This window comes from Vibrio lentus (genome assembly GCF_030409755.1).
Classification (GTDB): domain Bacteria; phylum Pseudomonadota; class Gammaproteobacteria; order Enterobacterales; family Vibrionaceae; genus Vibrio; species Vibrio lentus.
This window is the reverse complement of sequence record NZ_JAUFQE010000002.1, coordinates 338,397-362,484: the sequence shown is the minus strand read 5'-3', so window position 1 is coordinate 362,484 and position 24,088 is coordinate 338,397. Positions and strand designations below refer to the sequence as shown.

Annotated in this window: 10 protein-coding genes; 5 read left to right on the top strand and 5 right to left on the bottom strand. The window is 47.5% G+C overall.

Features of this window, described 5'->3' with window-relative positions:
- Positions 1-346 precede the first annotated feature (346 nt).
- From QWZ07_RS26390 to pfaD, 5 genes are read left to right on the top strand one after another with little or no spacing between them, the layout of a single operon-like run.
- A complete protein-coding gene (locus QWZ07_RS26390; protein ID WP_102315353.1) occupies positions 347-538 on the top strand; it encodes a hypothetical protein in 192 nt (63 codons plus the stop codon).
- Positions 538-8,364: a type I polyketide synthase gene (locus QWZ07_RS09995; RefSeq protein WP_192853215.1), complete on the top strand. Its 7,827-nt coding sequence runs from the start codon at positions 538-540 to the stop codon at positions 8,362-8,364. Before QWZ07_RS26390 ends, QWZ07_RS09995 begins: the two co-directional genes overlap by 1 nt.
- Complete coding sequence (locus QWZ07_RS09990; RefSeq protein WP_192853214.1) at positions 8,364-10,409, top strand: PfaB family protein; 2,046 nt, start codon at positions 8,364-8,366, stop codon at positions 10,407-10,409. The genes QWZ07_RS09995 and QWZ07_RS09990 overlap by 1 nt, the downstream gene beginning before the upstream one ends.
- The gene (locus QWZ07_RS09985) at positions 10,406-16,297 is read left to right on the top strand and encodes a hotdog fold thioesterase (RefSeq protein WP_192853213.1); all 5,892 of its coding nucleotides are present in this window, start codon (positions 10,406-10,408) and stop codon (positions 16,295-16,297) included. The genes QWZ07_RS09990 and QWZ07_RS09985 overlap by 4 nt, the downstream gene beginning before the upstream one ends.
- Positions 16,298-16,327: 30 nt before the next feature.
- Complete coding sequence (gene pfaD / locus QWZ07_RS09980) at positions 16,328-17,965, top strand: eicosapentaenoate synthase subunit PfaD (RefSeq protein WP_102361101.1); 1,638 nt, start codon at positions 16,328-16,330, stop codon at positions 17,963-17,965.
- 98 nt (positions 17,966-18,063) lie between these two features.
- Here the strand turns inward: pfaD and hflX are convergent, their stop codons facing one another.
- The 5 genes from hflX to QWZ07_RS09955 form a co-directional block, all read right to left on the bottom strand.
- Positions 18,064-19,431, bottom strand: coding sequence for a GTPase HflX (hflX, locus tag QWZ07_RS09975; protein ID WP_010439465.1), 1,368 nt, complete (start codon positions 19,429-19,431; stop codon positions 18,064-18,066).
- A 286-nt stretch (positions 19,432-19,717) separates the two neighbouring features.
- Complete coding sequence (locus QWZ07_RS09970; protein WP_192853212.1) at positions 19,718-20,830, bottom strand: ABC transporter ATP-binding protein; 1,113 nt, start codon at positions 20,828-20,830, stop codon at positions 19,718-19,720.
- A 6-nt stretch (positions 20,831-20,836) separates the two neighbouring features.
- On the bottom strand, positions 20,837-21,694 hold the full coding sequence (locus tag QWZ07_RS09965; protein WP_009848502.1) for a carbohydrate ABC transporter permease: 858 nt from the start codon (positions 21,692-21,694) through the stop codon (positions 20,837-20,839).
- The gene (locus QWZ07_RS09960; RefSeq protein ID WP_099166264.1) at positions 21,691-22,629 is read right to left on the bottom strand and encodes a carbohydrate ABC transporter permease; all 939 of its coding nucleotides are present in this window, start codon (positions 22,627-22,629) and stop codon (positions 21,691-21,693) included. Before QWZ07_RS09960 ends, QWZ07_RS09965 begins: the two co-directional genes overlap by 4 nt.
- Positions 22,630-22,810: 181 nt before the next feature.
- The gene (locus tag QWZ07_RS09955; protein ID WP_004736057.1) at positions 22,811-24,058 is read right to left on the bottom strand and encodes an ABC transporter substrate-binding protein; all 1,248 of its coding nucleotides are present in this window, start codon (positions 24,056-24,058) and stop codon (positions 22,811-22,813) included.
- Positions 24,059-24,088: the final 30 nt, after the last annotated feature.

Here is a 24,088-nt window from a genome sequence, read left to right as displayed (position 1 = left end):
AGCCTTACACAAGAGGAATCCATTAAATGTTACTTACAAAAATATGACATAGATCTCACCAAGTCGAAATATAGAGTAAAAACACTAAAAAACAACCCATACCCATTAATTATCAATAAGTTAATTAAATTAAAAATACAAAAATCAAAACCATGCCAAATTCATCTGGTCTGAACAGATCATAGTGGCCTCTGGGAGCATTGTATCGACCACTCACCTCGGGTAGCCTGCTCAACCATTAAACAAATTCACACGTTTTCTTTGCGGATACCGACTTGTCGTTTAGTCAGACTTTGAACAGGATTTTAATGGACATCGCCTCAACATTTGAATGCCACCGTCGCGCATGAAACACCTCCCCTACTCTCGTAAGTCAACGCACTTCGAAGAACTAATTTCTATCTGGTTGCCGCCACTCAGCAACCTGAATTTTCAGCTGCGCTTCCCTAAGTCTGTTTCAGATTTTCTTTCTATAGCTTTAAAAGCGCAGCCTCAAAACACGACATCACTTTCTGTGATTTCTAGTGGAGACTCATAATGAGCCAACCCGAGACAAATACACCGGAATCAGTCGACGATTCTCGACTGAATAAACGCCTTAAAGATATGCCTGTCGCTATCGTTGGTATGGCGAGCATGTTTGCAAACTCTCGCTACCTGAATAAATTTTGGGACCTTATCAGCGAAAAGATCGATGCGATTACTGAAGTACCAGATACGCACTGGCGTCCAGAAGATTACTACGATTCAGATCGTACTACGCCAGACAAGTCTTACTGTAAGCGCGGTGGTTTCATCCCAGAAGTAGACTTCAACCCTATGGAGTTCGGTCTTCCGCCAAATATCCTAGAACTAACTGATACTTCACAGCTGCTTTCTTTGATCGTTGCAAAAGAAGTACTTGAAGATGCCAAGCTGCCTGAAGGCTACAATCGCGATAAGATCGGTATCACGCTCGGTGTTGGTGGTGGTCAAAAGATCGCTCAAAGCCTAAATGCTCGTCTTCAATACCCTGTTTTGAAAAAAGTCTTCAAGAGCAGTGGTATCAGCGACGACGACAGCGAAATGCTGATCAAAAAATTCCAAGACCAATACATCCACTGGGAAGAGAACTCATTCCCTGGTTCATTGGGTAACGTAATTTCAGGTCGTATTGCTAACCGCTTTGACCTTGGTGGCATCAACTGTGTAGTAGATGCTGCGTGTGCAGGCTCTCTAGCCGCAATGCGTATGGCTCTAAGTGAGCTGGTTGAAGGCCGCAGTGAAATGATGATCACAGGTGGTGTGTGTACTGATAACTCACCAACCATGTACATGAGCTTCTCTAAAACGCCAGCATTCACTACTAATGAAACCATTCAACCTTTCGATATCGATTCAAAAGGTATGATGATTGGTGAAGGTATCGGCATGGTTGCTCTTAAGCGTCTTGAAGATGCAGAGCGCGATGGCGACAGAATCTACTCTGTGATTAAAGGTGTCGGTTCTTCTTCGGACGGTAAGTTCAAGAGTATTTACGCACCTCGCCCTGAAGGACAAGCAAAAGCACTAAAACGTGCTTACGATGATGCTGGTTTCGCACCGCACACGCTTGGTCTTTTAGAAGCGCACGGTACAGGTACTGCAGCGGGTGATGTGGCTGAATTTGGTGGCTTAAACTCGGTATTCAGTGAGAACAATGGAGAGAAGCAACACATTGCGTTAGGCTCTGTGAAATCTCAAATTGGTCACACTAAGTCAACCGCGGGTACTGCAGGTTTAATCAAAGCTGCATTAGCACTGCACCACAAAGTACTGCCGCCAACGATTAACGTATCGGCTCCGAATCCTAAGTTGGATATCGAGAACTCACCGTTCTACCTAAACACACAAACTCGTCCTTGGATGAAACGTGTCGACGGTACACCACGCCGTGCAGGTATCAGCTCATTTGGTTTTGGTGGCACTAACTTCCACGTGGTATTGGAAGAGTACACGCCAGAGCACGCTCGCGGTGACAAATACCGTCAGCGCCAAGTACCGCAAACTCTGTTATTCAGCGCAGAATCTCGTCAAGCATTGATCAATGAGCTAAAACAAGTTTCAACTCAAGCTGCAGACGCTGCGTTCAAACTGGAAGCGCTTGCTGAGCAGCACGCTCTACGCGAAGTAGACGCTAAGCACGCTCGCCTTGGTTTAGTTGTCACTGACCAAGCAGACCTTCAAGCGCAATTGACTCAGGCTGTTTCTATGCTTGAGAGCCAAACCAAAGCACATTGGCAGATGCCAAACGGTACTAGCTATCGTGAGTCAGCACTGATTGCTGAAAACGGTGCAGGTAAAGTGGCAGCGCTATTTGCCGGTCAAGGTTCTCAATACCTAAACATGGGGCGCGAGCTTGCGTGTCACTACCCAGAGATGCGTCAACAGCTTGCTCAAGCGGATCAAGTATTTGGTCAGCACAAGAAAACGGCTCTGTCGCAAATTCTGTTCCCAATTCCAACTTTCACACCAGAAGCAACCAAAGCTCAAGAAGCGGTGTTAACCAACACGGCCAATGCGCAAAGTGCGATTGGTACTGTGTCTATGGGTCAGTTCGACATCATGACTCAAGCTGGCTTCAGAGCAGACATGGTCGCAGGACACAGCTTTGGTGAGCTAAGCGCACTATGTGCATCGGGTGTTATCTCGCAAGACGATTACTACCAGCTAGCTTTCGCTCGTGGCGATGCGATGGCTGCGACACCTGAACAAGGCGACAGCGGTACTATGTTTGCGGTCATCTTAGACGCAGACAAACTTCCAACCGTTGAAAGCTGCATCAGCCAATTCGAAGGCGTGAGCATTGCCAACTACAACGCTCCGACTCAACTGGTTATTGCTGGCCCAACTGCGACGGTTCAACAAGCAGCACAAGCGCTGACAGAACAAGGCTTCAAAGCAATCGCTCTGCCTGTATCTGGCGCGTTCCACACTCCACTTGTTGCTCACGCTCAAAAACCATTTGCTGCTGCAATTGACAAAGCTTCATTTAGCGCTCCAACGCTGCCGCTTTACTCAAACGCAACGGGCAAACTACACAGCAAAGACGCGAAAGCGATTAAGAAAGCGTTCAAGCAACACATGCTGCAATCGGTTCGTTTTAGCGAGCAAATTGAAGCGATGTATGAAGCAGGCGCGCGTGTATTCGTTGAGTTCGGTCCGAAGAACATTCTTCAAAAGCTGGTTGAAAAAACATTGGCTGATAAGAACGAAGAACTTTATGCAATCAGCATCAACCCAAGCCCTAAAGGCGACAGTGACCAACAGCTTCGTTTAGCTGCGGTTCAACTGTGCGTGGCAGGTGTTTCATTAGACAACATTGACCCTTACCAAGCTGACATTGCTGAACCTGCAAAGGCATCACCAATGAACATCAAGCTGAATGCAACCAACTACATCAGCCCTGCTACTCGTAAGAAAATGGATCAATCATTGGCTTCGGGCAACGTCACCGAAAAGACCGAGATTGTTGAAGTGAAAGTTGAAGTCGAGAAAATCGTGGAAAAAGAAGTAATTAAAACAGAAATCGTTGAAGTACCTGTGGCTGCTCCTCAAGCTTCAAATGTACAACAGTCAACTGCTCCAGCACCAAGTGCACAAGTAGTAACAGCAGCTCAGCAGCCACAAGTGGCGCAATCTGCACCAGCGACTATTCAGCCAGCAGCTCAAGTAACAGTTGATGAATCTTCACTGCAATCGTTCTTCAATGCTCAACAACAAACAGCAGAAGTACATCAGCAATTCTTGGCGATTCCTCAGCAATACGGTGACACATTCAACACCCTAATGTCTGAGCAAGCGAAAATGGCAACAGCAGGAGTAGCAATTCCTGAGAACCTACAGCGTTCTATGGAAATGTTCCACCAGCACCAAGCTGAAACGCTAAAAGCGCACGCTCATTACCTAGAAATGCAAGCGCACAGCAACAACTCAGCACTTAATATGCTGACGCAAGGTTCAGTACAAACGGCACAACCAACCTTCGTTGCGCCAGTAAATGCTCAACCAGCGATTCAAGCTCCAACTACTCCAGCAGCTATCGTCCAACAGCCTGTAGCTCAAGTACAAACAGCTCCTGTACAGGCTGTGCCAGTTCAAAATACAACAGTTCAGCAAGCTCCAGTCCAGAAAGCCGTTCCTGCACCACAAGTAGTCGCTCAAGCAGCAGCACCTGTTGCAGCTCAGCCTGTGCCAGTAAAAGCACAACCAGCTCCTGTGGCTGCACCAGTAGCAGTACAAACAGCCGATGCTGAAAAAGTGATGCTAGAAGTAGTCGCTGAGAAAACGGGTTACCCAACGGAAATGCTTGATCTAGAAATGGACATGGAAGCAGACCTTGGTATCGACTCAATCAAGCGTGTAGAGATCCTTGGTACCGTTCAAGACGAAATGCCGAACCTACCTGAGCTGAACCCTGAAGATTTAGCTGAGTGTCGTACTCTTGGTGAAATCGTTACCTACATGAACAGCAAGATGCCAGCATCAGCGCCTGTGGCAGCACAGCCAAGCGCAGCCGCTCCTGTTCAAGCCGCTAACGGTCTTGATGCGAAAGTCGTTCAACAAACCATGCTAGAAGTGGTTGCTGAGAAGACAGGTTACCCAACGGAAATGCTTGATCTAGAAATGGATATGGAAGCTGACCTTGGTATCGATTCAATCAAGCGTGTTGAGATTCTTGGTACGGTTCAAGATGAACTGCCTACTCTTCCAGAGCTAAACCCTGAAGACTTGGCTGAGTGTCGTACTCTTGGCGAAATCGTTGCCTACATGAACAGCAAGCTTCCAGCTTCTGCTCCAGTGTCTTCACAAGCACCAGTAGTTACTCCGGCAACAGCTAGCAATGGTCTAGATGCGGCTGTCGTTCAAAAAACCATGTTAGAAGTAGTCGCAGAGAAAACGGGCTACCCGACTGAAATGCTAGACCTAGCAATGGACATGGAAGCTGACCTTGGTATCGACTCAATCAAGCGTGTTGAAATCCTAGGTACGGTACAAGACGAGCTACCGACTCTTCCAGAGCTAAACCCTGAAGACTTAGCTGAATGTCGCACTCTAGGCGAAATTGTTGACTACATGAACAGTAAGCTTCCAGCTTCTGTTCCAGTAGCAGCTCAAGCATCTGCACCAGCGCAAGCAGTATCAAACGGTTTAAACGCAGAACAAGTTCAAAGCACAATGCTGAGCGTAGTGGCTGATAAAACGGGCTACCCAACAGAAATGCTAGACCTAGCAATGGACATGGAAGCAGACCTTGGTATCGACTCAATCAAACGTGTTGAGATCCTTGGTACGGTTCAAGACCAGCTACCAACACTGCCAGAGCTAAACCCTGAAGACCTAGCTGAGTGCCGTACTCTTGGCGAAATCGTTGACTACATGAACAGCAAGTTAGCTCCTAACGCAGCAACTCCGACAGTAGCAGCTACAGCCGCTGTAGAAAGCGCAAGCAACGACCTAAACCCTGCTCATGTTCAATCAACAATGATGGAAGTGGTTGCCGACAAAACAGGTTACCCAGCAGAAATGCTCGACCTCGCGATGGACATGGAAGCAGACCTTGGTATCGACTCAATCAAACGTGTTGAGATTTTAGGTACAGTTCAAGACCAGCTACCAACGCTGCCAGAGCTAAACCCTGAAGACCTAGCTGAGTGTCGTACGCTTGGTGAAATCGTTACATACATGCAAAGCAAGCTATCCGCTGCTGCACCCGTAGCGACTCCAAAAGCTGAATCAGTAACGCCTATCGCAGAAACAGCGACAGCGGAACTTCCTCCACACAATGAGGTAGCGCTAAAAAAGCTACCAGCGGCAGATAAACTCGTCGATTGTTTCTCAAAAGACGCTTGTGTCGTGATCACAGATGATGGTCACAACGCCGGTGTTCTAGCAGAAAAGTTGACCGCTAACGGCATTCAAGTTGCCGTAGTGCGTAGTGCCCTTTCTGCCGCGTCACCTTTAAACAGTGAAATCGCAAGCTACACACTCAACAGCATCGATGATGCTGGTGTGACTGCGGTTATTAACGACATCGAAGCAGACCTTAAAACGTCGAACAAAGTGATTGCTGGCTTCATTCATTTACAAGCTATCGTTGATGCGAAACAAAGCAACGAGCAAGCGGTTAACTTGAATGCAGACTCAAGAACTTCACTAACCACAGCGTTCTTATTCGCGAAGCACCTAAATGGTCAGCTGAATACCGTTTCTGGTCGCAGTGTTTTCTTCACACTAAGCCGTATCGATGGTGGCTTTGGTTACCTAGATACTAAGCAACTAGCGAATGCGGAACTTAACCAAGCCGCGCTGTCTGGTCTAACTAAGACACTAAACCATGAATGGTCAAACGTGTTCTGCCGCGCATTGGATGCTGACGCTTCTATTGATGCTCGTCACCTAGCTGAAGCTATCACAGGCGAACTGTTCGATATCGATACCAACACGGTTGAAATCGGCCTTAGCCATGCAGAAAACGGTGAATCTGGTCGTGCAACATTGATTGCGGCAACACCAGGTGCTGCACAAACCAAAAACACAGGTGCTCAACTCACCAAGAGCGACAAAGTTCTCGTAACTGGTGGCGCTAAAGGCGTGACGTTTGAATGTGCACTGACGCTTGCTAAGCAATGTAAGTCTCACTTCATTCTTGCAGGTCGTAGTAAGCATATTACTTCAGCTGAGCTACCTCAGTGGGCACAAGGCAAGCAAGAGAAAGAGCTTAAACCTGCGGCTATTGCTCACCTACAAGCAACAGGTGACAAACCAACGCCAAAGAAAGTTGATACCTTGCTAAAACCTGTATTGAGCAGCCTTGAAATCAACGCAGCACTTGCCGCTTTCAACGAGATTGGCGCGAGCGCTGAATACCTAAGTCTAGATGTGTCGAACCATGAGTCTGTAGCGAAAACACTGGCGAATTTCGACGGCATCACGGGTCTTATCCACGGTGCAGGTGTACTGGCTGACAAACACATTCAAGATAAAACACTTGATGAACTGAACATGGTTTACGGCACGAAAGTGGGCGGGCTAGAAGCGGTTCTTGGTGGTCTTGATAGCAGCAAGCTAAAACTGATTGCGATGTTCTCTTCGGCGGCGGGTTTCTACGGAAACACTGGCCAAAGTGATTACTCGATGTCCAACGAGATCCTAAACAAAGCGGCTCTACAACTATCTGCACGTAACCCTCAAGCGAAAGTGATGAGCTTCAACTGGGGACCGTGGGACGGTGGCATGGTCAACGCAGCACTGAAACGTATGTTCACAGAGCGCGGTGTGTACGTGATTCCTCTTCAGGCGGGTGCAGAGCTGTTTAGCTCTCAACTACTGAACGAAACTGGCATTCAACTGCTGGTTGGTACGAGCATGCAAGGTTCTGACAACAAGGAAGCTGCTGTAAAAAAGCTTAATGCGGAGTCTGTGCACCTTGCAGAGAGTCCGCTGAGTACAAGCATTACTGTGACACGTCATCTTGATCCAAAGGCATTGCCTTTCATTCAAGATCACTGCATTGCCGGTAACCCAGTGTTACCGACAGTGTGTGCCATCCAATGGATGCGTGAAGTGGCAGAGCAACTGTTAGGGCTGAACGTTAGCGTTCACAACTACAAACTGCTTAAGGGTGTGATTTTTGATACTGATGAAGTGCAAGAGCTAAAACTGGTTCTTTCTTCTGATGCTAAATCAAAAGAGCAGCTAAAAGCGGTGATCAGTTGCCAAGGGCGACCACAGTATCAAGCTCAGTTGCAAGTTGCCTCTGTGCAAGTGTCTGAAGATGCTCAACAAGCGTCAGAAAAGCGCTTTGAAGCCAACACTTCAGCACCTGTAACAACGGCACAAGCTCTATACAGTGACGGCACTCTGTTTCACGGACCAAGACTGCAAGGTATAACCTCAGTCGAACGCTTTGACGACTTAGGCTTACTGGCTCAGTGCCAATTGCCTCAGATTGAAAACAGCGACTGCGGATCATTTATTCCTAAGCAAGGTTTTGGCGATAGTCAGCCATTTGCTGAAGATTATCTGTTGCAAGCAATGCTGGTATGGGCTCGATTGAAATACGGCGCGGCAAGCCTACCGTCTGCAATCGGTGAGTTTGTTTGTTACGCACCGATGCACAATGGTGACCAAGGTTGGCTAGAGCTGAGCGTGATAAAAAGCACGGCTCGTTCTCTGCAAGCTGATATCTCGCTTTACCACCAAGATGGTCGTTTAAGTGCGGTAATGAAAGGTGCCAAAGTCACCATCAGCAAGAGCTTAAACGACGCATTTTTGCCGAAGTCTAGCTCAGCAGTATCAAAGAAAGAGGCGACTAAGAACGCAGAAAAGGAGCAATTGTCATAGTGACTGTTCCTACTAATAAAGCGATGCCATTGCGCATCGCTCTTTTAGCTCAGCCAGCAAACGCGGCTGAGCTTTCTGCCGACTTATCACCTTCGCTTCCTGAGATGGTTACTGTTGTGGTTGATGGCAATTTTAATCAAGCACTTGCTCACGCCATCGAGACAGTCAATCAAGGTAATGTGGTTAAGCTTTGTTTGGATTCTCATTCTCCATCATTAGTGATGTTGAGCGCGTTGACGGCTGCTCAAAACAAGATTCATCCACACGCTTATCTAGCGGGTTTTGTAGATTCAGCTACCGAAGATAGCGTTCAGCTTGCTCTGGATATTGCACGCCGCCCCGCTACAGACCTAAGCCATCAACAGCAATACTCAGCCCTATCTGCTTCGCAGCAGTTTGATGAGTTGTTGAATATAGTTGAGGCGATATCGAGCCGTTCATTACCGAGCCATTCATTACCTAACCATTACTGGTTCACTGAGCCGAACAAAGCTCGTGTTGCTGCGTTAAATTTCAGTGACGATAACCAAAAAGCCACCAGCCTAATATTGACGCAAGCAACAGGTTTGCAAGAACCAAAACCCTTGCTATCAAGCGAGCGTTTGATGTTTGTGGTTTCAGGCAACGAACAAGCCGAGTTGGTTTCTCAGTTAATCTCGTTAAGAGCTGAGCTTAAATGCGTTGACGAAGCGGCAGACAGCAAACTTGCTATCGCCAGCTTGATGCATTCAAACCTAAGTCACTTCCAAAGCGTTCAGCACAATGCTGGCCGTAATGCGAACATCGTGATTCAAGCGGCTTCAATTGATGCTGCAATACAAGAGATCATAGCGCTAGAAAATGCGTTGCCAAAAGTAATGGCTGAAAATAGCCAATACAAAACGCCAGCGGGCAGTTGTTTCTCACCGATGCCTCAAAGCAAAGGTGGCGTTGCATTTGTTTACCCTGGTGTTGGCACGGTTTATCCCGGTATGTTGCGCGAATTTCACCACCATTTCCCACAGTTGTTTGCTCGTTTAGAGCGCGAAGGTAACTTGAAAGAGATGCTGCAGGCTGAAAAAACCTACGCTGAAGACTCGCAAGAAATGTCACTCAGTGAATTGGCCATTGCAGGTGTGGGCAGTAGTTATCTGTTAACACAACTGCTGTGTGATGAATTCAAAGTGCAGCCAGATTTCGCCTTGGGCTACTCCAAGGGTGAAGCTTCAATGTGGGCCAGCTTAAATGTTTGGAAGAAACCACATGCGCTGATTGAGATGACTCAAACCAGTCCTATCTTCACCACGGCTATTTCTGGTGAACTCACCGCAGTGCGTCAAGATTGGCAGCTCAACGGCGACGAAAACATCCAATGGAATAGCTTTGTGGTTCGCAGTGATGCACAAGCGATTGAGGCGCTGCTACCAGAGTTTCCGCGCGCTTATCTCGCTATCATCCAAGGTGATACTTGCGTGCTAGCAGGTTGTGAAAGTACCTGTCGTGCATTGCTCAAGAAACTGGGTAAACGTGGCATTGCCGCTAACCGTGTTACTGCAATGCACACTACGCCAGCGTTGAGCCAACATAGCCAAGTGCAAGAGTTTTACACGCAACCACTGTTCGACGAGTTGCCAAAACGTATCCGCTTTATCAGCGCGGCAGGTCTGCCGACTGGCGCACCAATCAATATCGACAGCGACAGCATCGCCCTTTCGATTGCCGACACTTTCTGTTCAACGCTGGATTTCACCGCGTTGATCCAGAGTGCACGTCAACAAGGTGCTCGCCTGTTTGTAGAAGTCGGTGCCGATCGTCAAACCAGCACATTGATCGACAAGATCAATCGTAGCGACAACGTAGCCGACCAATACTGCACAATCGCTTCCAATGCCAAAGGCGGTGACGATGTTGTCACGCTCATCAAATGCATTGGTCAGCTCATTACTCATCAAATTCCACTGTCTGTCGAGCCTCTTATTCAAGGGCTAGAACAACAGATCACCACGAAGCAATTAAGTGGTGTGTCTCAAGGCAGCGCAGTGAATCATCAAGGAGAGCTAGTATGAGTTCTCAATCGAATCAGGCTCAGAACAAACAGCAAGTGAAGTGCAATAAGATCGCGATTGTCGGTATTGCTAACCAATACCCTGAAGCTGATACGCCAAAAGATTTTTGGCAAAACTTGCTAAACAAAAAAGATTCTCGAACCACATTAAGCGCTGAAAAGTTAGGCGCTAAACCTGAAAGCTATCAGGGCGTGCAAGGTGAGTCAGACCGCTTTTACTGTGACAAAGGCGGCTACATCGAAAACTTCAATTTCGATAGCAATGGCTACCGCTTAACAGCCGAGTCGTTCAACGGTGTTGACCAAAGTTTCCTTTGGGCTTTGGATACCAGTCGCAAGGCTTTAGTCGACGCCGGCATTGATTTAAATGCCGATGTTTTAGAGCGTACCGGCGTGATCATGGGTGCCCTTTCGTTCCCAACAACACGCTCGAACGACCTGTTTCTGCCGATGTATCACTCGGTGGTCGAAAAAGCACTGAAAGATAAATTAGCTAATGACCAATTTTCATTGCTACCAACCAATGAAACCGCGCAAGACCTCAACCCTATCAATGGTGCTGCAGCGCATAACGCCTCTAAGTTAGTGGCTGATGCATTGGGTTTAGGTAACGTACAACTGAGTCTAGATGCCGCATGTGCAAGCTCTGTGTATTCATTGAAGTTAGCGTGTGATTACTTGAACACGGGCAAAGCCGACATGATGTTGGCAGGCGCGGTATCCGGTGCTGACCCATTCTTTATCAACATGGGTTTTTCGATCTTCCACGCTTACCCTGACCACGGAGTGTCGGTTCCGTTTGATAGCAATAGTAAAGGTCTGTTTGCTGGCGAAGGTGCGGGGGTTTTAGTCCTAAAACGCTTAGCTGATGCGGAGCGTGATGGCGACAACATCTACGCAGTCGTCAGCGGTATTGGCTTGTCGAACGATGGCCGTGGCCAGTTCGTATTAAGCCCAAATAGCAAAGGACAAGTCCAAGCCTTTGAACGCGCTTACGAGGCATCAAATCTAACACCAGACAGCATTGAAGTGATTGAGTGTCACGCAACCGGCACGCCATTAGGTGACAAAGTTGAGTTAACCTCAATGGAGCGTTTCTTTGCTGACAAATTGAATGGTTCTAACCCGCCACTGATTGGCTCTGCGAAGTCCAACCTCGGCCACTTGCTGACTGCGGCAGGTATGCCAGGGATCATGAAGATGATCTTTGCGATGAAAGAAGGTGTGCTTCCGCCAAGTATTAACTTGGATAAGCCACTATCGTCGCCGGAAGGTTTATTTGGCTCACAGACTCTGCCAACGCAGGTTCAATCTTGGCCAAGTAAAGCGGGTAACCCAGAGCGCTGCGCAGGTGTTTCTGTCTTTGGTTTCGGTGGTTGTAACGCTCACTTACTGCTTGAAGCGTATTCAGACACTCGTCATGTAAACCAGACTTTAGAGTCGGCTTCTCCAAGCCTACAACCGTCTAATTTAAGCATTACAGGCCTCGCGTCTCACTTCGGTTCTCTGCAAAGTATCAATGCACTGAGCACTGCGATTGAAACCAACAACGATGCTTTCATTGCTTTGCCTAAGAAACGCTGGAAAGGCTTAGACCAACATCCAGAACTCCTGAATCAGTTTGGTTTACCCGGCATTCCAAACGGAGCCTACATCGATCAATTCGATCTCGATTTCCTTCGCTTCAAAGTGCCGCCAAATGAAGATGACCGTTTGATCTCTCAGCAGTTGCTACTGATGAAAGTTGCAGACGAAGCCATTAAAGATGCCAAGCTTGTAGCAGGCCAAAAGGTTGCAGTACTCGTTGCGATGGAAACAGAGCTTGAGATGCACCAATTCCGTGGACGCGTAAACCTGCATAGCCAATTGGCTGACAGCTTTGCCAACATGGGCATCAAACTAACTCAAGACGAATACCAAGCGCTAGAAACCATCGCGATGGACAGTGTGATGGACGCAGCCAAGCTGAACCAATACACCAGTTTCATCGGCAACATCATGGCTTCGCGTATCTCTTCATTGTGGGACTTTAACGGCCCTGCCTTTACGATTTCAGCCGCTGAACAGTCAGTTGCACGTTGTATTGATGTCGCACAAAACCTAATGTCGCAAGAATCCATGGACGCTGTTGTGATTGCAGCCGTCGACCTAAGCGGCAGTGCAGAGCATGTGATTCTGAAGAACAGCATGAGCCCAGTGTCGCTTGATCCAAAATTCGGACAACCGCAAGACGGTAGTTGGAATGTGGGCGAAGGCGCAGGTGCGATTGTTCTTGTGGAAGAAGGTCAAGTAGCGAGCAACCAAGATGCGGCTTACGGCAGAATCAACGCCTTGGCTTTTGGTTCAAGTGAGCGTAACAACGCCGTTGCTGATGAGTTACTGACTCAAGTCGGTATGAGCTCGAACGATGTTTCTCTGCTTGAACTTAACCATGCACCAGAATCTTCATCACATCAGTCTTCATCTCTAAGTTTATCGAGCACAAAGACGACTCAAGCGAGTCAGCGTGTGGGTCACTGCTCTGCAGCTTCTGGTATGGCAAGCCTGCTACACGGTCTACTCAATCTGAACCTTGCACCTCTAAATCCGAATGTCAGCTCTAAAAATGCGATTGTTGCCAACATCAGCGAAGGACAATGTTCACAGCTGCTACTAAGCCAATCGGGTGTTGAATCTCAATCACTTTCCGTTCGTTTAAGCAATGAACTGGCGAGCGATGCTAAACGTCAATTGGTTAAGCAAGTGACTCTTGGTGGTCGTGATATCTATCAACATATTGCCCAAACCCCAGTGACCAACTTGGCTGCGATTCAGCAAAAAGCTTCTGGTAAACAAGCAGCAAGAGTGGCGTCGATTCCAACGACAGCAAGCATTCAAGCAGCTCTTGTGCAAAAAGAGTTAGAGAAGAAAGCATTAGCGCAGAACGCGGTAGAGCCAGTCATCGAAACTCCTACATCAGTATCCCCTACTCTGGCGCCAACTCGCCACAGTCAGCTAACAGGTAACCACAGCAATATGACTCATGTCCTATCCGCTAAAAATGGCACGTCTCCAATCGACGCTAATACGGACGCAGCATTACAGCCGTCTGTAACACCACACAACCAAGCTTTTGCTCAAAACCAGCAAGCGGCGCAGCAAGTACACAAAGCATTCCTGCACACTCGTGCCCAAGGCATGCAAATGGCTGATGCGCTATTAAAAGCACAGTTAAACGCAATTACGTCTGGTTTAGATAGCTCAGCCGAAACATTAGCTCAGCCTGTTCAAGCTCAACCAGCTCAGGTTCAGTCAACACCAGTCAACGTACTTGCGACACCAGCACCAGTAAAACCTATCCGTAAACCATGTATCTGGGATTACGATGATCTGGTTGAATACGCCGAAGGCGATATCGCCAATGTATTTGGCCCTGATTACGCAATCATCGATAGCTACTCGCGCCGCGTTCGCTTGCCAACCACTGACTACCTATTGGTATCTCGTGTAACCAAGCTAAACGCGACCGTTAACGAGTACAAGCCAAGCACAATGACCACCGAATACGACATCCCAGTTGATGCGCCGTATCTTGTTGATGGTCAGATCCCTTGGGCTGTTGCAGTTGAATCTGGTCAGTGTGATCTAATGCTGATCAGCTACTTAGGTATCGATTTTGAAAACAAAGGCGAGCGAGTTTATCGCCTGCTTGATTGTACGCTGACTTTCCTTGGTGACTTGCCTCGTGGTGGCGATACGCTGCGTTACGATATCTCAATCAACAACTTTGCTCGCAATGGCGACACGTTGCTGTTCTTCTTCTCGTACGAATGTTTCGTTGGCGACAAGATGATCCTCAAAATGGATAACGGCTGTGCGGGCTTCTTCACGGACGAAGAGCTAGCAGATGGCAAAGGTGTGATTCACACTGAAGATGAAATCAAGGCTCGTAAGCTTGCAACTAAGCAACGCTTCGACCCTATGTTGCACTGCCCTAAAACGCAGTTTAACCACCAAGAATTGCGTCATCTACTGACTGCCAACATTGCAGAGTGTTTTGGCCCAACTCACCAATCCAATAGCCACCAGCCTTCTCTATGCTTCAGCTCAGAGAAGTTCATGATGATCGAAAAGGTTAGCCGTGTTGAACCGCAAGGCGGCACATGGGGACTTGGTCTGATTGAAGGTCACAAGCAGCTAGAGCCTGAGCACTGGTACTTCCCTTGTCACTTCAAAGATGACTCAGTAATGGCTGGTTCTTTGATGGCAGAAGGTTGTGGTCAACTGCTTCAGTTCTTCATGATGCACCTTGGCATGCATACGCTTGTTCAAAATGGTCGTTTCCAACCGCTTGAGAATGCGCCTCAACAAGTACGTTGTCGTGGACAAGTGCTACCACAATCGGCAGAGCTGACGTACCGCATGGAAGTGACTGAGATTGGTCTAAGCCCTCGTCCATACGCGAAAGCCAACATCGATATTTTGCTGAACGGCAAAGTGATTGTTGATTTCCAAAACTTGGGGGTGATGATCAAAGAAGACGACGAATGTACTCGTTACCTGCCTTCTTTAGAAACAGCTGTCGCGACCCCTGTTATCGAAAACTTGGGACATACACCAGCCGTTAATCAGCAGGCTTCAGCTAATGCGCCATTAATGGCTCAAATTGAAGACCTAGAAACTGCACCAAACAAAGGTGTGGTTCCTCTTCAACACGTTGAAGCTCCGGTAACTCCTGATTACCCGAACCGCACACCCGATACGGTTCCATTCACGCCTTATCATATGTTCGAATTCGCGACTGGTGATATCGAGAAATGTTTCGGTCCTGATTTCTCTATCTACCGTGGCATGATTCCACCACGTACTCCGTGTGGCGACCTACAGCTAACCACTCGTGTCGTTGAAATCGATGGTAAGCGTGGCGACTTCAAGAAGCCTTCATCGTGTATTGCAGAATACGAAGTGCCAGAAAACGCATGGTACTTTGATGAAAACAGCCACCAGACCCTAATGCCTTACTCGGTATTGATGGAGATTTCACTGCAGCCAAACGGCTTCATCTCAGGCTACATGGGCACAACACTGGGCTTCCCAGGTGAAGAACTGTTTTTCCGCAACCTAGATGGCAGCGGTAAAATGTTGCGTAACGTCGACTTGCGCGGCAAAACGATTACCAACGATTCTCGTCTGCTTTCAACAGTAATGATGGGCACCAACATCGTTCAGAGCTTCAGCTTCGAACTGAGCACTGACGGCGTGCCTTTCTACCAAGGTACAGCGGTATTTGGTTACTTCAAGGGCGCAGCACTGAAAGATCAACTTGGTTTGGACAACGGTAAAGTGACTCACCCTTGGCATGTTGATAACAACCGCACGCCTGATGTAAACATCAACCTACTAGACAAAACGACGCGTTACTTCAATGCACCTGTTTCTGCTACTGGTGAAGTACAAGAGCACTACCAACTGGCTGGCGGTCGCTTAAACTTTATCGATACGGTGCAGATCACCAGCGATGGTGGTAAAGATGGCCTAGGTTACCTATACGCTGAGCGTACGATTGACCCAAGCGATTGGTTCTTCCAGTTCCACTTCCATCAAGATCCGGTAATGCCAGGCTCTCTAGGTGTCGAAGCGATCATCGAACTAATGCAAACCTACGCTCTGAACAAAGACCTTGGCGCTGGCTTCCGCAATCCGAAGTTTGGTCAAATTCAATCTGAAGTGAAGTGGAAATACCGTGGTCAGATTAACCCTCTGAACAAACAGATGTCACTGGATGTACACATCACTGCAATCAAAGACGAAGACGGCAAACGCATCATCGTTGGCGACGCAAACCTGAGCAAAGATGGCCTGCGTATTTACGAAGTGAAAGACATCGCAATTTGTATCGAAGAAGCATAAGCCTGACACGGGACTAGGAAAGAAATAATTATGACAACTCAAACTACAATCAATAACGAAAAGCTATCTCCGTGGCCTTGGCAGATCGAAGAGAGCACAACTCGCTTTGATAACGCGGCAATGTCGACAATATTAAAAGACTTAAGCCTTGCTTGTTACATCGTGAACCACCCAGAAAAAGGCTTAGGCGTAAGCCAACAAGCTGAGATTGCATCGGGCGATTCAGCAAGTTCAGCGAACAACCAACCTGTTAGCGCATTTGCCCCAGCTCTTGGTACACAAAGCCTAGGCGACGAAGATTTTCGTCGCTGTCATGGCGTGAAATACGCTTACTATGCGGGCGCAATGGCAAACGGCATTTCATCTGAAGAGTTGGTGATTGCGCTTGGCCAAGCTGGCATTCTTTGTTCATTTGGCGCGGCGGGTTTAATCCCGTCTCGTGTTGAGCAAGCGATTAATCGTATCCAAGCAGCACTACCAAACGGTCCTTACGCGTTTAACCTGATTCACAGCCCAAGCGAACCCGCTCTAGAGCGCGGCAGTGTTGAGCTGTTTTTGAAGCACAAAGTGAAAACCGTTGAGGCTTCTGCCTTCTTAGGTTTAACACCGCAAATCGTTCACTACCGTGCAGCTGGCCTTAGCCGCGATGCACAAGGTGAGATTCAGATTAGTAATAAGGTTATTGCTAAGGTAAGCCGTACTGAAGTTGCAAGTAAGTTCATGCAACCTGCTCCGGTGAAAATGCTGCAAGCTTTGGTTGATGAAGGTCGAATCACAGCAGAACAGATGGAACTGGCACAGCTGGTTCCTATGGCTGATGACATTACTGCAGAAGCCGATTCTGGTGGTCACACCGACAATCGTCCACTGGTTACCCTACTACCAACGATTCTTGCACTGAAAGAGCAAATCCAAGCACAGTACCAGTTCAAAACACCGCTGCGTGTTGGCTGTGGTGGTGGCGTAGGCACGCCTGACGCTGCTCTAGCGACGTTTAACATGGGTGCTGCTTACATTGTTACTGGTTCAATCAACCAAGCGTGTGTTGAGGCTGGCGCGAGCGAACACACACGTAAGCTGCTATCGACAACTGAAATGGCTGACGTGACTATGGCTCCGGCGGCCGACATGTTCGAAATGGGCGTGAAACTGCAAGTGGTTAAGCGTGGTACCTTGTTCCCAATGCGTGCAAACAAACTGTACGAACTTTACACTCGCTACGATTCAATTGAAGCGATTCCAGTAGAAGAGCGTCTGAAACTTGAGAAGCAAGTCTTCCGTTCAACACTGGATGATATTTGGGCAGGGACTGTGGCTCACTTTAACGAGCGCGATCCTAAACAGATCGAACGAGCGGAAGGCAACCCGAAGCGTAAGATGGCGTTGATTTTCCGTTGGTACTTGGGTCTTTCTAGCCGTTGGTCAAACACCGGCGAACAAGGTCGTGAAATGGATTACCAAGTATGGGCAGGTCCTGCACTTGGCGCATTCAACGCATGGGCGAAAGACAGCTACTTAGACGATTACCAGCAGCGTAATGCAGTCGACCTAGCAAAACACCTAATGCACGGCGCAGCCTACTTGGCTCGTGTTAACCTGCTGACTTCGCAAGGTATCAAGCTTGATCCGGAACTAGCACGCTGGAAGCCAACGCAAAGAATGGCCTAGGCATTTCAATACAGCGTTAATTAAGCTCAACGAACAAAAAAAAGCGACCTTAACGGGTCGCTTTTCTTTTGGTTATTCTTCTTAAACTAGCTAAGTGATTAAGATTTCTGCATACGCTTTTTCAGTCGAGCTAAGTCAATTTCACTAGAGCGAACGGTCAACTTAATACACTCGTAGTCGTACTCTTCTTTAACCACACTCATGTTTGAGCGAATCTCACCGATGATGCCTTGGCCAGAATAAGGAATCGTGATCTCTTCTTCAATCATGCCCTCTTCTGCAACACCAACGATGTACTTGTGCAGTTTCGTAATATCCAGCGGATCTCGAGTCGACGTCAGCATCGCATCTGGAAATTCTTCGATCAGCTCTAATTGCTGCTCTTCAGTCAATCTATCGCACTTATTCAGAACTAATAGTTTTTCGCTGCCTTCTACACCCACTTGAGCTAATACGTCGTGTACCACATCAAGTTGTGCGCGGAATGAAACGTCAGAAGCATCAACGACATAAAGTAGCAATGAAGCATCGTGCGCTTCTGCTAGCGTTGAGTGGAACGAAGCAACCAGATCGTGTGGCAATTTCTTGATGAAACCCACCGTATCTGAAACCAGAATACGCGGTTGAGTGATTGGCTGAAGCGCACGAACCGTAGTGTCTAGCGTTGCGAACAGTTTATCTTCACCGACCACTTCGGTTGCGGTCATTGCACGCATCATCGAAGATTTACCGGCATTGGTGTAGCCAACTAAAGCAACAGTGAAAAGCTCCGCGCGCCTTGTGCGTCGGGTCTTCATTTCATCTTGTACGCTTACTAGCTCACGCTTAAGCGCAGCAATTTGGTCACGTACGTTACGACGGTCTAGCTCAAGTGAAGTTTCACCGGCGCCCTGACCCATTTGACGCTCTTTATCACCCTCAGCCGTTTCACGAAGTCGTGGCACTAAGTAGTTTAGACGAGCGATATCAACTTGCAGACGAGCAGTACGAGTACGAGCGTGGCGGCTAAAGATTTCGATGATGATGCCAGTACGGTCAAATACTTCCACCCCCAAACTCGCCTCAACAGTACGCATTTGAGATGGACTTAAATCACAGTCAAATACCACAACATCAGCAGCACCGTATTGGAAGTTGCCCGTTGGAAGATCATCAAAATCTAGCTCATCGATTTCAGAATCAAACAAACCCGACTCATCAAGAAAGTCTTCATCTTCAGCTTCTTCAATAGAGCCTTGGTAACCAGTTAGATGTGCAATTTCGGCAAGCTTACCCGCACCCAACACATTCTGTCTTTGAGATGAACTGTGGTGTTGCGATTGTGTACCGACGACTTTAAACCCTAGGGTTGTCACTAAGCGAGCAAGTTCGGCAAGAGACTCTTTTGCTTCGTCACCTTTAAAATCCGGTGTCGTAATAGAAATAAGTAAAGCGTTATTCGCCGCTGGTTTTGCTGTTAGTTTCATGTATTCTTCTGTTTATGCACCAAGGTGCAACCTAGTTTTTGGTCTAAAGTAGTGTGATCCTACGCGTTTCTACGTCAGCTTTATAGAGCTAAGGGATACTAAATCAAGATATTATTGCAGTAGAAGCATATATATCGTTTATCCCTCTGTTTTTATAAGGGATAAAAAGCAAGTATAGACAACGAAACAGGCAGCATCACATTACTTATTACTAGTTGGTGATACTGCCTTTGATTTAGACATGAACTTTGATTGTTAAACTAACTCAGCAACTAGACGTTAGAAGTTAAAAGTCGATTCTCGCTTCAGTTTGAGCATCGAAGAATACTGCCTTTGATAAGTCAAAATGAAGCGGTGCCATTTGCCCAACCGACACTTCAAATTCTGGCGATAAACGACACGCGACTTCTTGATCGTTCACTTTGACCATCGCAATAGTATCTGGCCCTGTTGGCTCCAACACTTCCAATTGCAGGTCTAGCTTTGTAGTTGCCGACATATCATCACCTTCTTGCTCAGTAATGTGTTCAGGACGCAACCCAATGACCAATTCCTTGCCATCTTGATCGCGCATACTCTGTGGCAATCGAATGTGGTGTTCTTGCTCCGCCGTGCCAGTTACTTTGATGATCGGATTCTGTTCCTCATCCAAGTCCACCATGGTTTTAATGAAGTTCATTGATGGTGAGCCCATAAAACCCGCCACGAACATATTATTTGGCTTGGTGTAGATCTCTTGTGGTGTACCTAACTGCTGCAGTTCACCGTCTTTCATTACTGCGATGCGATCAGCGAGCGTCATTGCTTCGATCTGATCATGGGTTACATAAACAATTGTGGTATTCAGCTTCTGGTGGAGACGTTTAATCTGGTGGCGCATTTCAACACGTAGCTTGGCATCCAAGTTAGAAAGCGGCTCATCAAACAGATACAGCTTAGGACGACGAGCTAGAGCACGGCCCATCGCGACACGTTGACGCTGACCACCAGAAAGCTGCGACGGTTTACGCTCCAGCAATTGTTCAATTTGCAACATTTCTGCCACTCGATTAACCTCAGCATCGATCTCTTGCTGCGGCATCTTGCGGATCTTCAGACCGAAAGCGATATTGCCACGTACCGTCATGTTTGGGTAAAGCGCGTACGACTGGAATACCATCGCAATATCGCGATCTTTAGGTTCAACCTGCGCCACATCGACACCATCAATCACGATTTCACCCGAGCTAATATTTTCGAGCCCAGCGATGGTGTTCATTAGGGTGGATTTTCCACACCCCGAAGGGCCGACAAGTATCAAAAATTCCCCCGAATCGATACTAATGTCGATGCCCTTTAACGTTTCGTTGTCCGCGTTTCGATAGGTTTTACGGATCTGTTTTAAATCTAATGTTGCCATGGGTAATTATCCTTTTACTGATCCTGCCGTTAGGCCACGAACAAAATATTTTCCTGCGAAGACATACACCAACAGCGTTGGCAGTGCGGCGATGATCGCGGCAGCCATGTCGACGTTGTATTCTTTAACGCCAGTGCTGGTGTTAACTAGGTTGTTTAATGCCACGGTGATCGGCTGAGTCTCTGAGCCGGAATAAACCACTCCGAACAAGAAGTCATTCCAGATTGCAGTGAACTGCCAGATCACCGTCACCATGATAATTGGCGTTGAGATCGGTAATAAAATCTTGAAGAAGATGGTAAAGAAACCTGCACCATCAAGTTTTGCCGCTTTGATCAATTCATCAGGAATCGAGATGTAGAAGTTACGGAAAAACAGAGTGGTAAACGCCATGCCGTAGATAACGTGCACAATCACCAAGCCGATAGTTGTGTTCGCTAGCCCCATCTTGCCGAGCATGGTTGCCATTGGTAACAACACCACTTGAAATGGGATGAAGCAACCAAACAACAACAAGCTAAAGAACAGGTTTGAACCTCTAAATTGCCATTTCGTCACGACATAGCCATTGAATGCACCGAGCAATGTTGAAATCGCAACCGCAGGAATCACCATTTGAAACGAGTTCCAGAAGTAGCCTTTGATGCCTTCACATTTCACGCCCGTACAAGCGGTGTCCCACGCTTTATACCAAGCATCAAACACCCACTCTTTCGGTAAGCTCATCAAGTTACCCGCCTTGATGTCAGGCAGAGTTTTGAATGAGGTCAGCGCCATCACGAACAATGGCATTAGGTACACTAAACAGAAGAAAAGCAGTGCTGAATAAATAAAGATTCGAGCAAAATTGATATTATTCATCATGACTTTTTCTCCCTAAGTTCAGAGTAAAGATAAGGCACGAGAATCGCTAAAATACCGGCAAGCATCATCATGGCGCTGGCAGCACCAAGGCCGATTTGACCGCGAGTAAAGGAGTGTGCATACATGAATAGTGCAGGAAGATCCGATGAATAACCGGGGCCACCAGCCGTCATTGCGGTCACAAGGTCGAAGCTCTTAATCGCAATGTGCGACGTAATGATCACCGCACTGAAAACCACAGGGCGCAAGCAAGGTAAAATGATTTTGAGATAGATGGTAGGTAAGCTTGCCCCATCGATTTGCGCCGCTTTGATGATTGAAGAATCGATGCCGCGAAGACCCGCTAAGAACATCGCCATCACGAATCCAGAAGACTGCCAAAGTGCTGCGATAACCAAGGTATAGACCGACATTTCGGAGTCGACGAGCCAATCGAATTTGAAGTCAGTAAAGCCCCAGTCTTGCATCAGCTTTTCAATGCCAAGACCCGGGTTAAGAATCCATTTCCACGCCGTACCCGTCACAATGAATGACAACGCCATTGGGTAAAGATAGATAGTACGAATCGCGCCTTCTTGGCGGATATTTTGGTCAAGCAACACAGCCAAACCAACACCTAACAAAATAGCAATCGCCATGAATAGAAAACCAAACAAACCGAGGTTGGTGATTGAGGTGATCCAGCGGTCGTTATCCATCAGCTTTTCATATTGGGTTAAACCAACGAAGTTAAAGCTCGGCAAAAATCGAGAGTTGGTGAACGACAGCGCTGCCGTCCAGAATATATAGCCGTAGATACACACCACGGTCACTAACGCGGTGGGCGCCAGTACTATTTTAGGTAACCAATGTTGCAACCTGTCAGCAAAACTCGGTTTCGGTGCAGGCTGGCTCCTTGTGGGTTTTGGAGTCGACTCAGTCAAAACATGCTCCATAACTTATCCTTGTTGCACAATCGAGCCAATGGCTTACCTTTCGGCACCACATCAGCATCACGCATATCAGAATTGGGAGTGAAGAGTAGATAGGCTCCCTACGAGCCTACCCACCCTGGGGGTTCGATAAAGCAACACAACCCGTCACTCACGTGCGTTGTGTGTCACTTATCAAGTTAGATTAAATAGCCGCTTTCACTGCTTTTGCTAACTTAGCTGCCGCTTGTTTAGGATCGGCATCTTTCTCGTTGAAAAAGTTGGTCACTACGTCATAGATAGCGCCTTGAGCGTAGCTTGTTGTCGCTAGGCCGTGAGCCATACTCGGAACAAGATCGCCCGATTCAGCACTCGCTTTGAAGGTAGCCATTGAATCCAACGCACATTGGTCGAATTTAGACATGTCCATATCTAGACGTACAGGGATAGAACCCTTGTTAAGGTTGAAGACTTCTTGGAAATCTTTGGTAAGAATGGTTTTCGCTAGGTCTTGCTGCGCTTTTTGGTTCTCTTTGTCACTTAACTCAAAGAACGCAAAGCTATCGATGTTGAAAGTGAACTGGCCATCAGTGCCCGGTGCTGGCGCACAGATGTAATCTTTACCCGGTACTTTGCCTGCCGCAGTAAATTCACCTTTCGCCCAGTCACCCATGATTTGCATCGCGGCTTCGCCATTGATAACCATTGAAGTTGCGACGTTCCAATCACGACCTGGAGAGTTGCTGTCGATGTAATCACGCATCTTTTTGAACTTGGTGAACACTTCCACCATTTTGTCGCCAGATAACACGTCCATATCAAGATCAACGAACGCTTTGTTGTAGTCTTCACTGCCTAGTACATCAAGTGCCACGGCTTCGAATACCGTCGCGTCTTGCCAAGGTTGACCACCGTGAGCCAATGGAATGAAACCAGCCGCTTTAATCTTGTCTGCAGCAACAAAGAACTCATCTAACGTAGTTGGAACCGTAACGCCTGATTTTTCTAAAACAACAGGGTTAGCCCAAAGCCAGTTAACACGGTGAACGTTGACAGGAACTGCCACATATTCGCCATCCCACTTCATCACTTTAGTAACCACCTCTGGTAGTAGTTCATCCCATTGTTCTTGTTTAGCAGTCGCATCGAGAGACGTTAGAAAACCTAAACCACCCCACTCCTGAATATCATGACCTTTAATCTGCGCGGCAGATGGAGGATTGCCCGACACTGCTCGAGTTTTCAAAACAGTCATCGCACTTTCACCGCCACCACCAGCAACAGCAAAGTCTTTCCACGTATGGCCTTGTTCTTCAATCATCTCTTTCAGTACCGCAGCAGATTTCGCTTCACCACCGGCAGTCCACCAGTGAAGCACTTCCACTTCACCAGCTTGAGAAAATGTTGAGGCAGCAAGAAGAGATAGAGTAAGTAGGGTTTTATTGATTTTCATTATAATCTTCCATGTTTAGCGGACTCGACG

Excerpts from the sequence above, each read along its gene's own strand:
- QWZ07_RS26390 (WP_102315353.1), top strand. The coding sequence starts at position 347 with ATGAAACACCTCCCCTACTCTCGTAAGTCAACGCACTTCGAAGAACTA.
- QWZ07_RS09995 (WP_192853215.1), top strand. The coding sequence starts at position 538 with ATGAGCCAACCCGAGACAAATACACCGGAATCAGTCGACGATTCTCGA.
- QWZ07_RS09985 (WP_192853213.1), top strand. The coding sequence starts at position 10,406 with ATGAGTTCTCAATCGAATCAGGCTCAGAACAAACAGCAAGTGAAGTGC.
- pfaD (WP_102361101.1), top strand. The coding sequence starts at position 16,328 with ATGACAACTCAAACTACAATCAATAACGAAAAGCTATCTCCGTGGCCT.
- hflX (WP_010439465.1), bottom strand. The coding sequence starts at position 19,431 with ATGAAACTAACAGCAAAACCAGCGGCGAATAACGCTTTACTTATTTCT.
- QWZ07_RS09970 (WP_192853212.1), bottom strand. The coding sequence starts at position 20,830 with ATGGCAACATTAGATTTAAAACAGATCCGTAAAACCTATCGAAACGCG.
- QWZ07_RS09965 (WP_009848502.1), bottom strand. The coding sequence starts at position 21,694 with ATGATGAATAATATCAATTTTGCTCGAATCTTTATTTATTCAGCACTG.
- QWZ07_RS09960 (WP_099166264.1), bottom strand. The coding sequence starts at position 22,629 with ATGGAGCATGTTTTGACTGAGTCGACTCCAAAACCCACAAGGAGCCAG.
- QWZ07_RS09955 (WP_004736057.1), bottom strand. The coding sequence starts at position 24,058 with ATGAAAATCAATAAAACCCTACTTACTCTATCTCTTCTTGCTGCCTCA.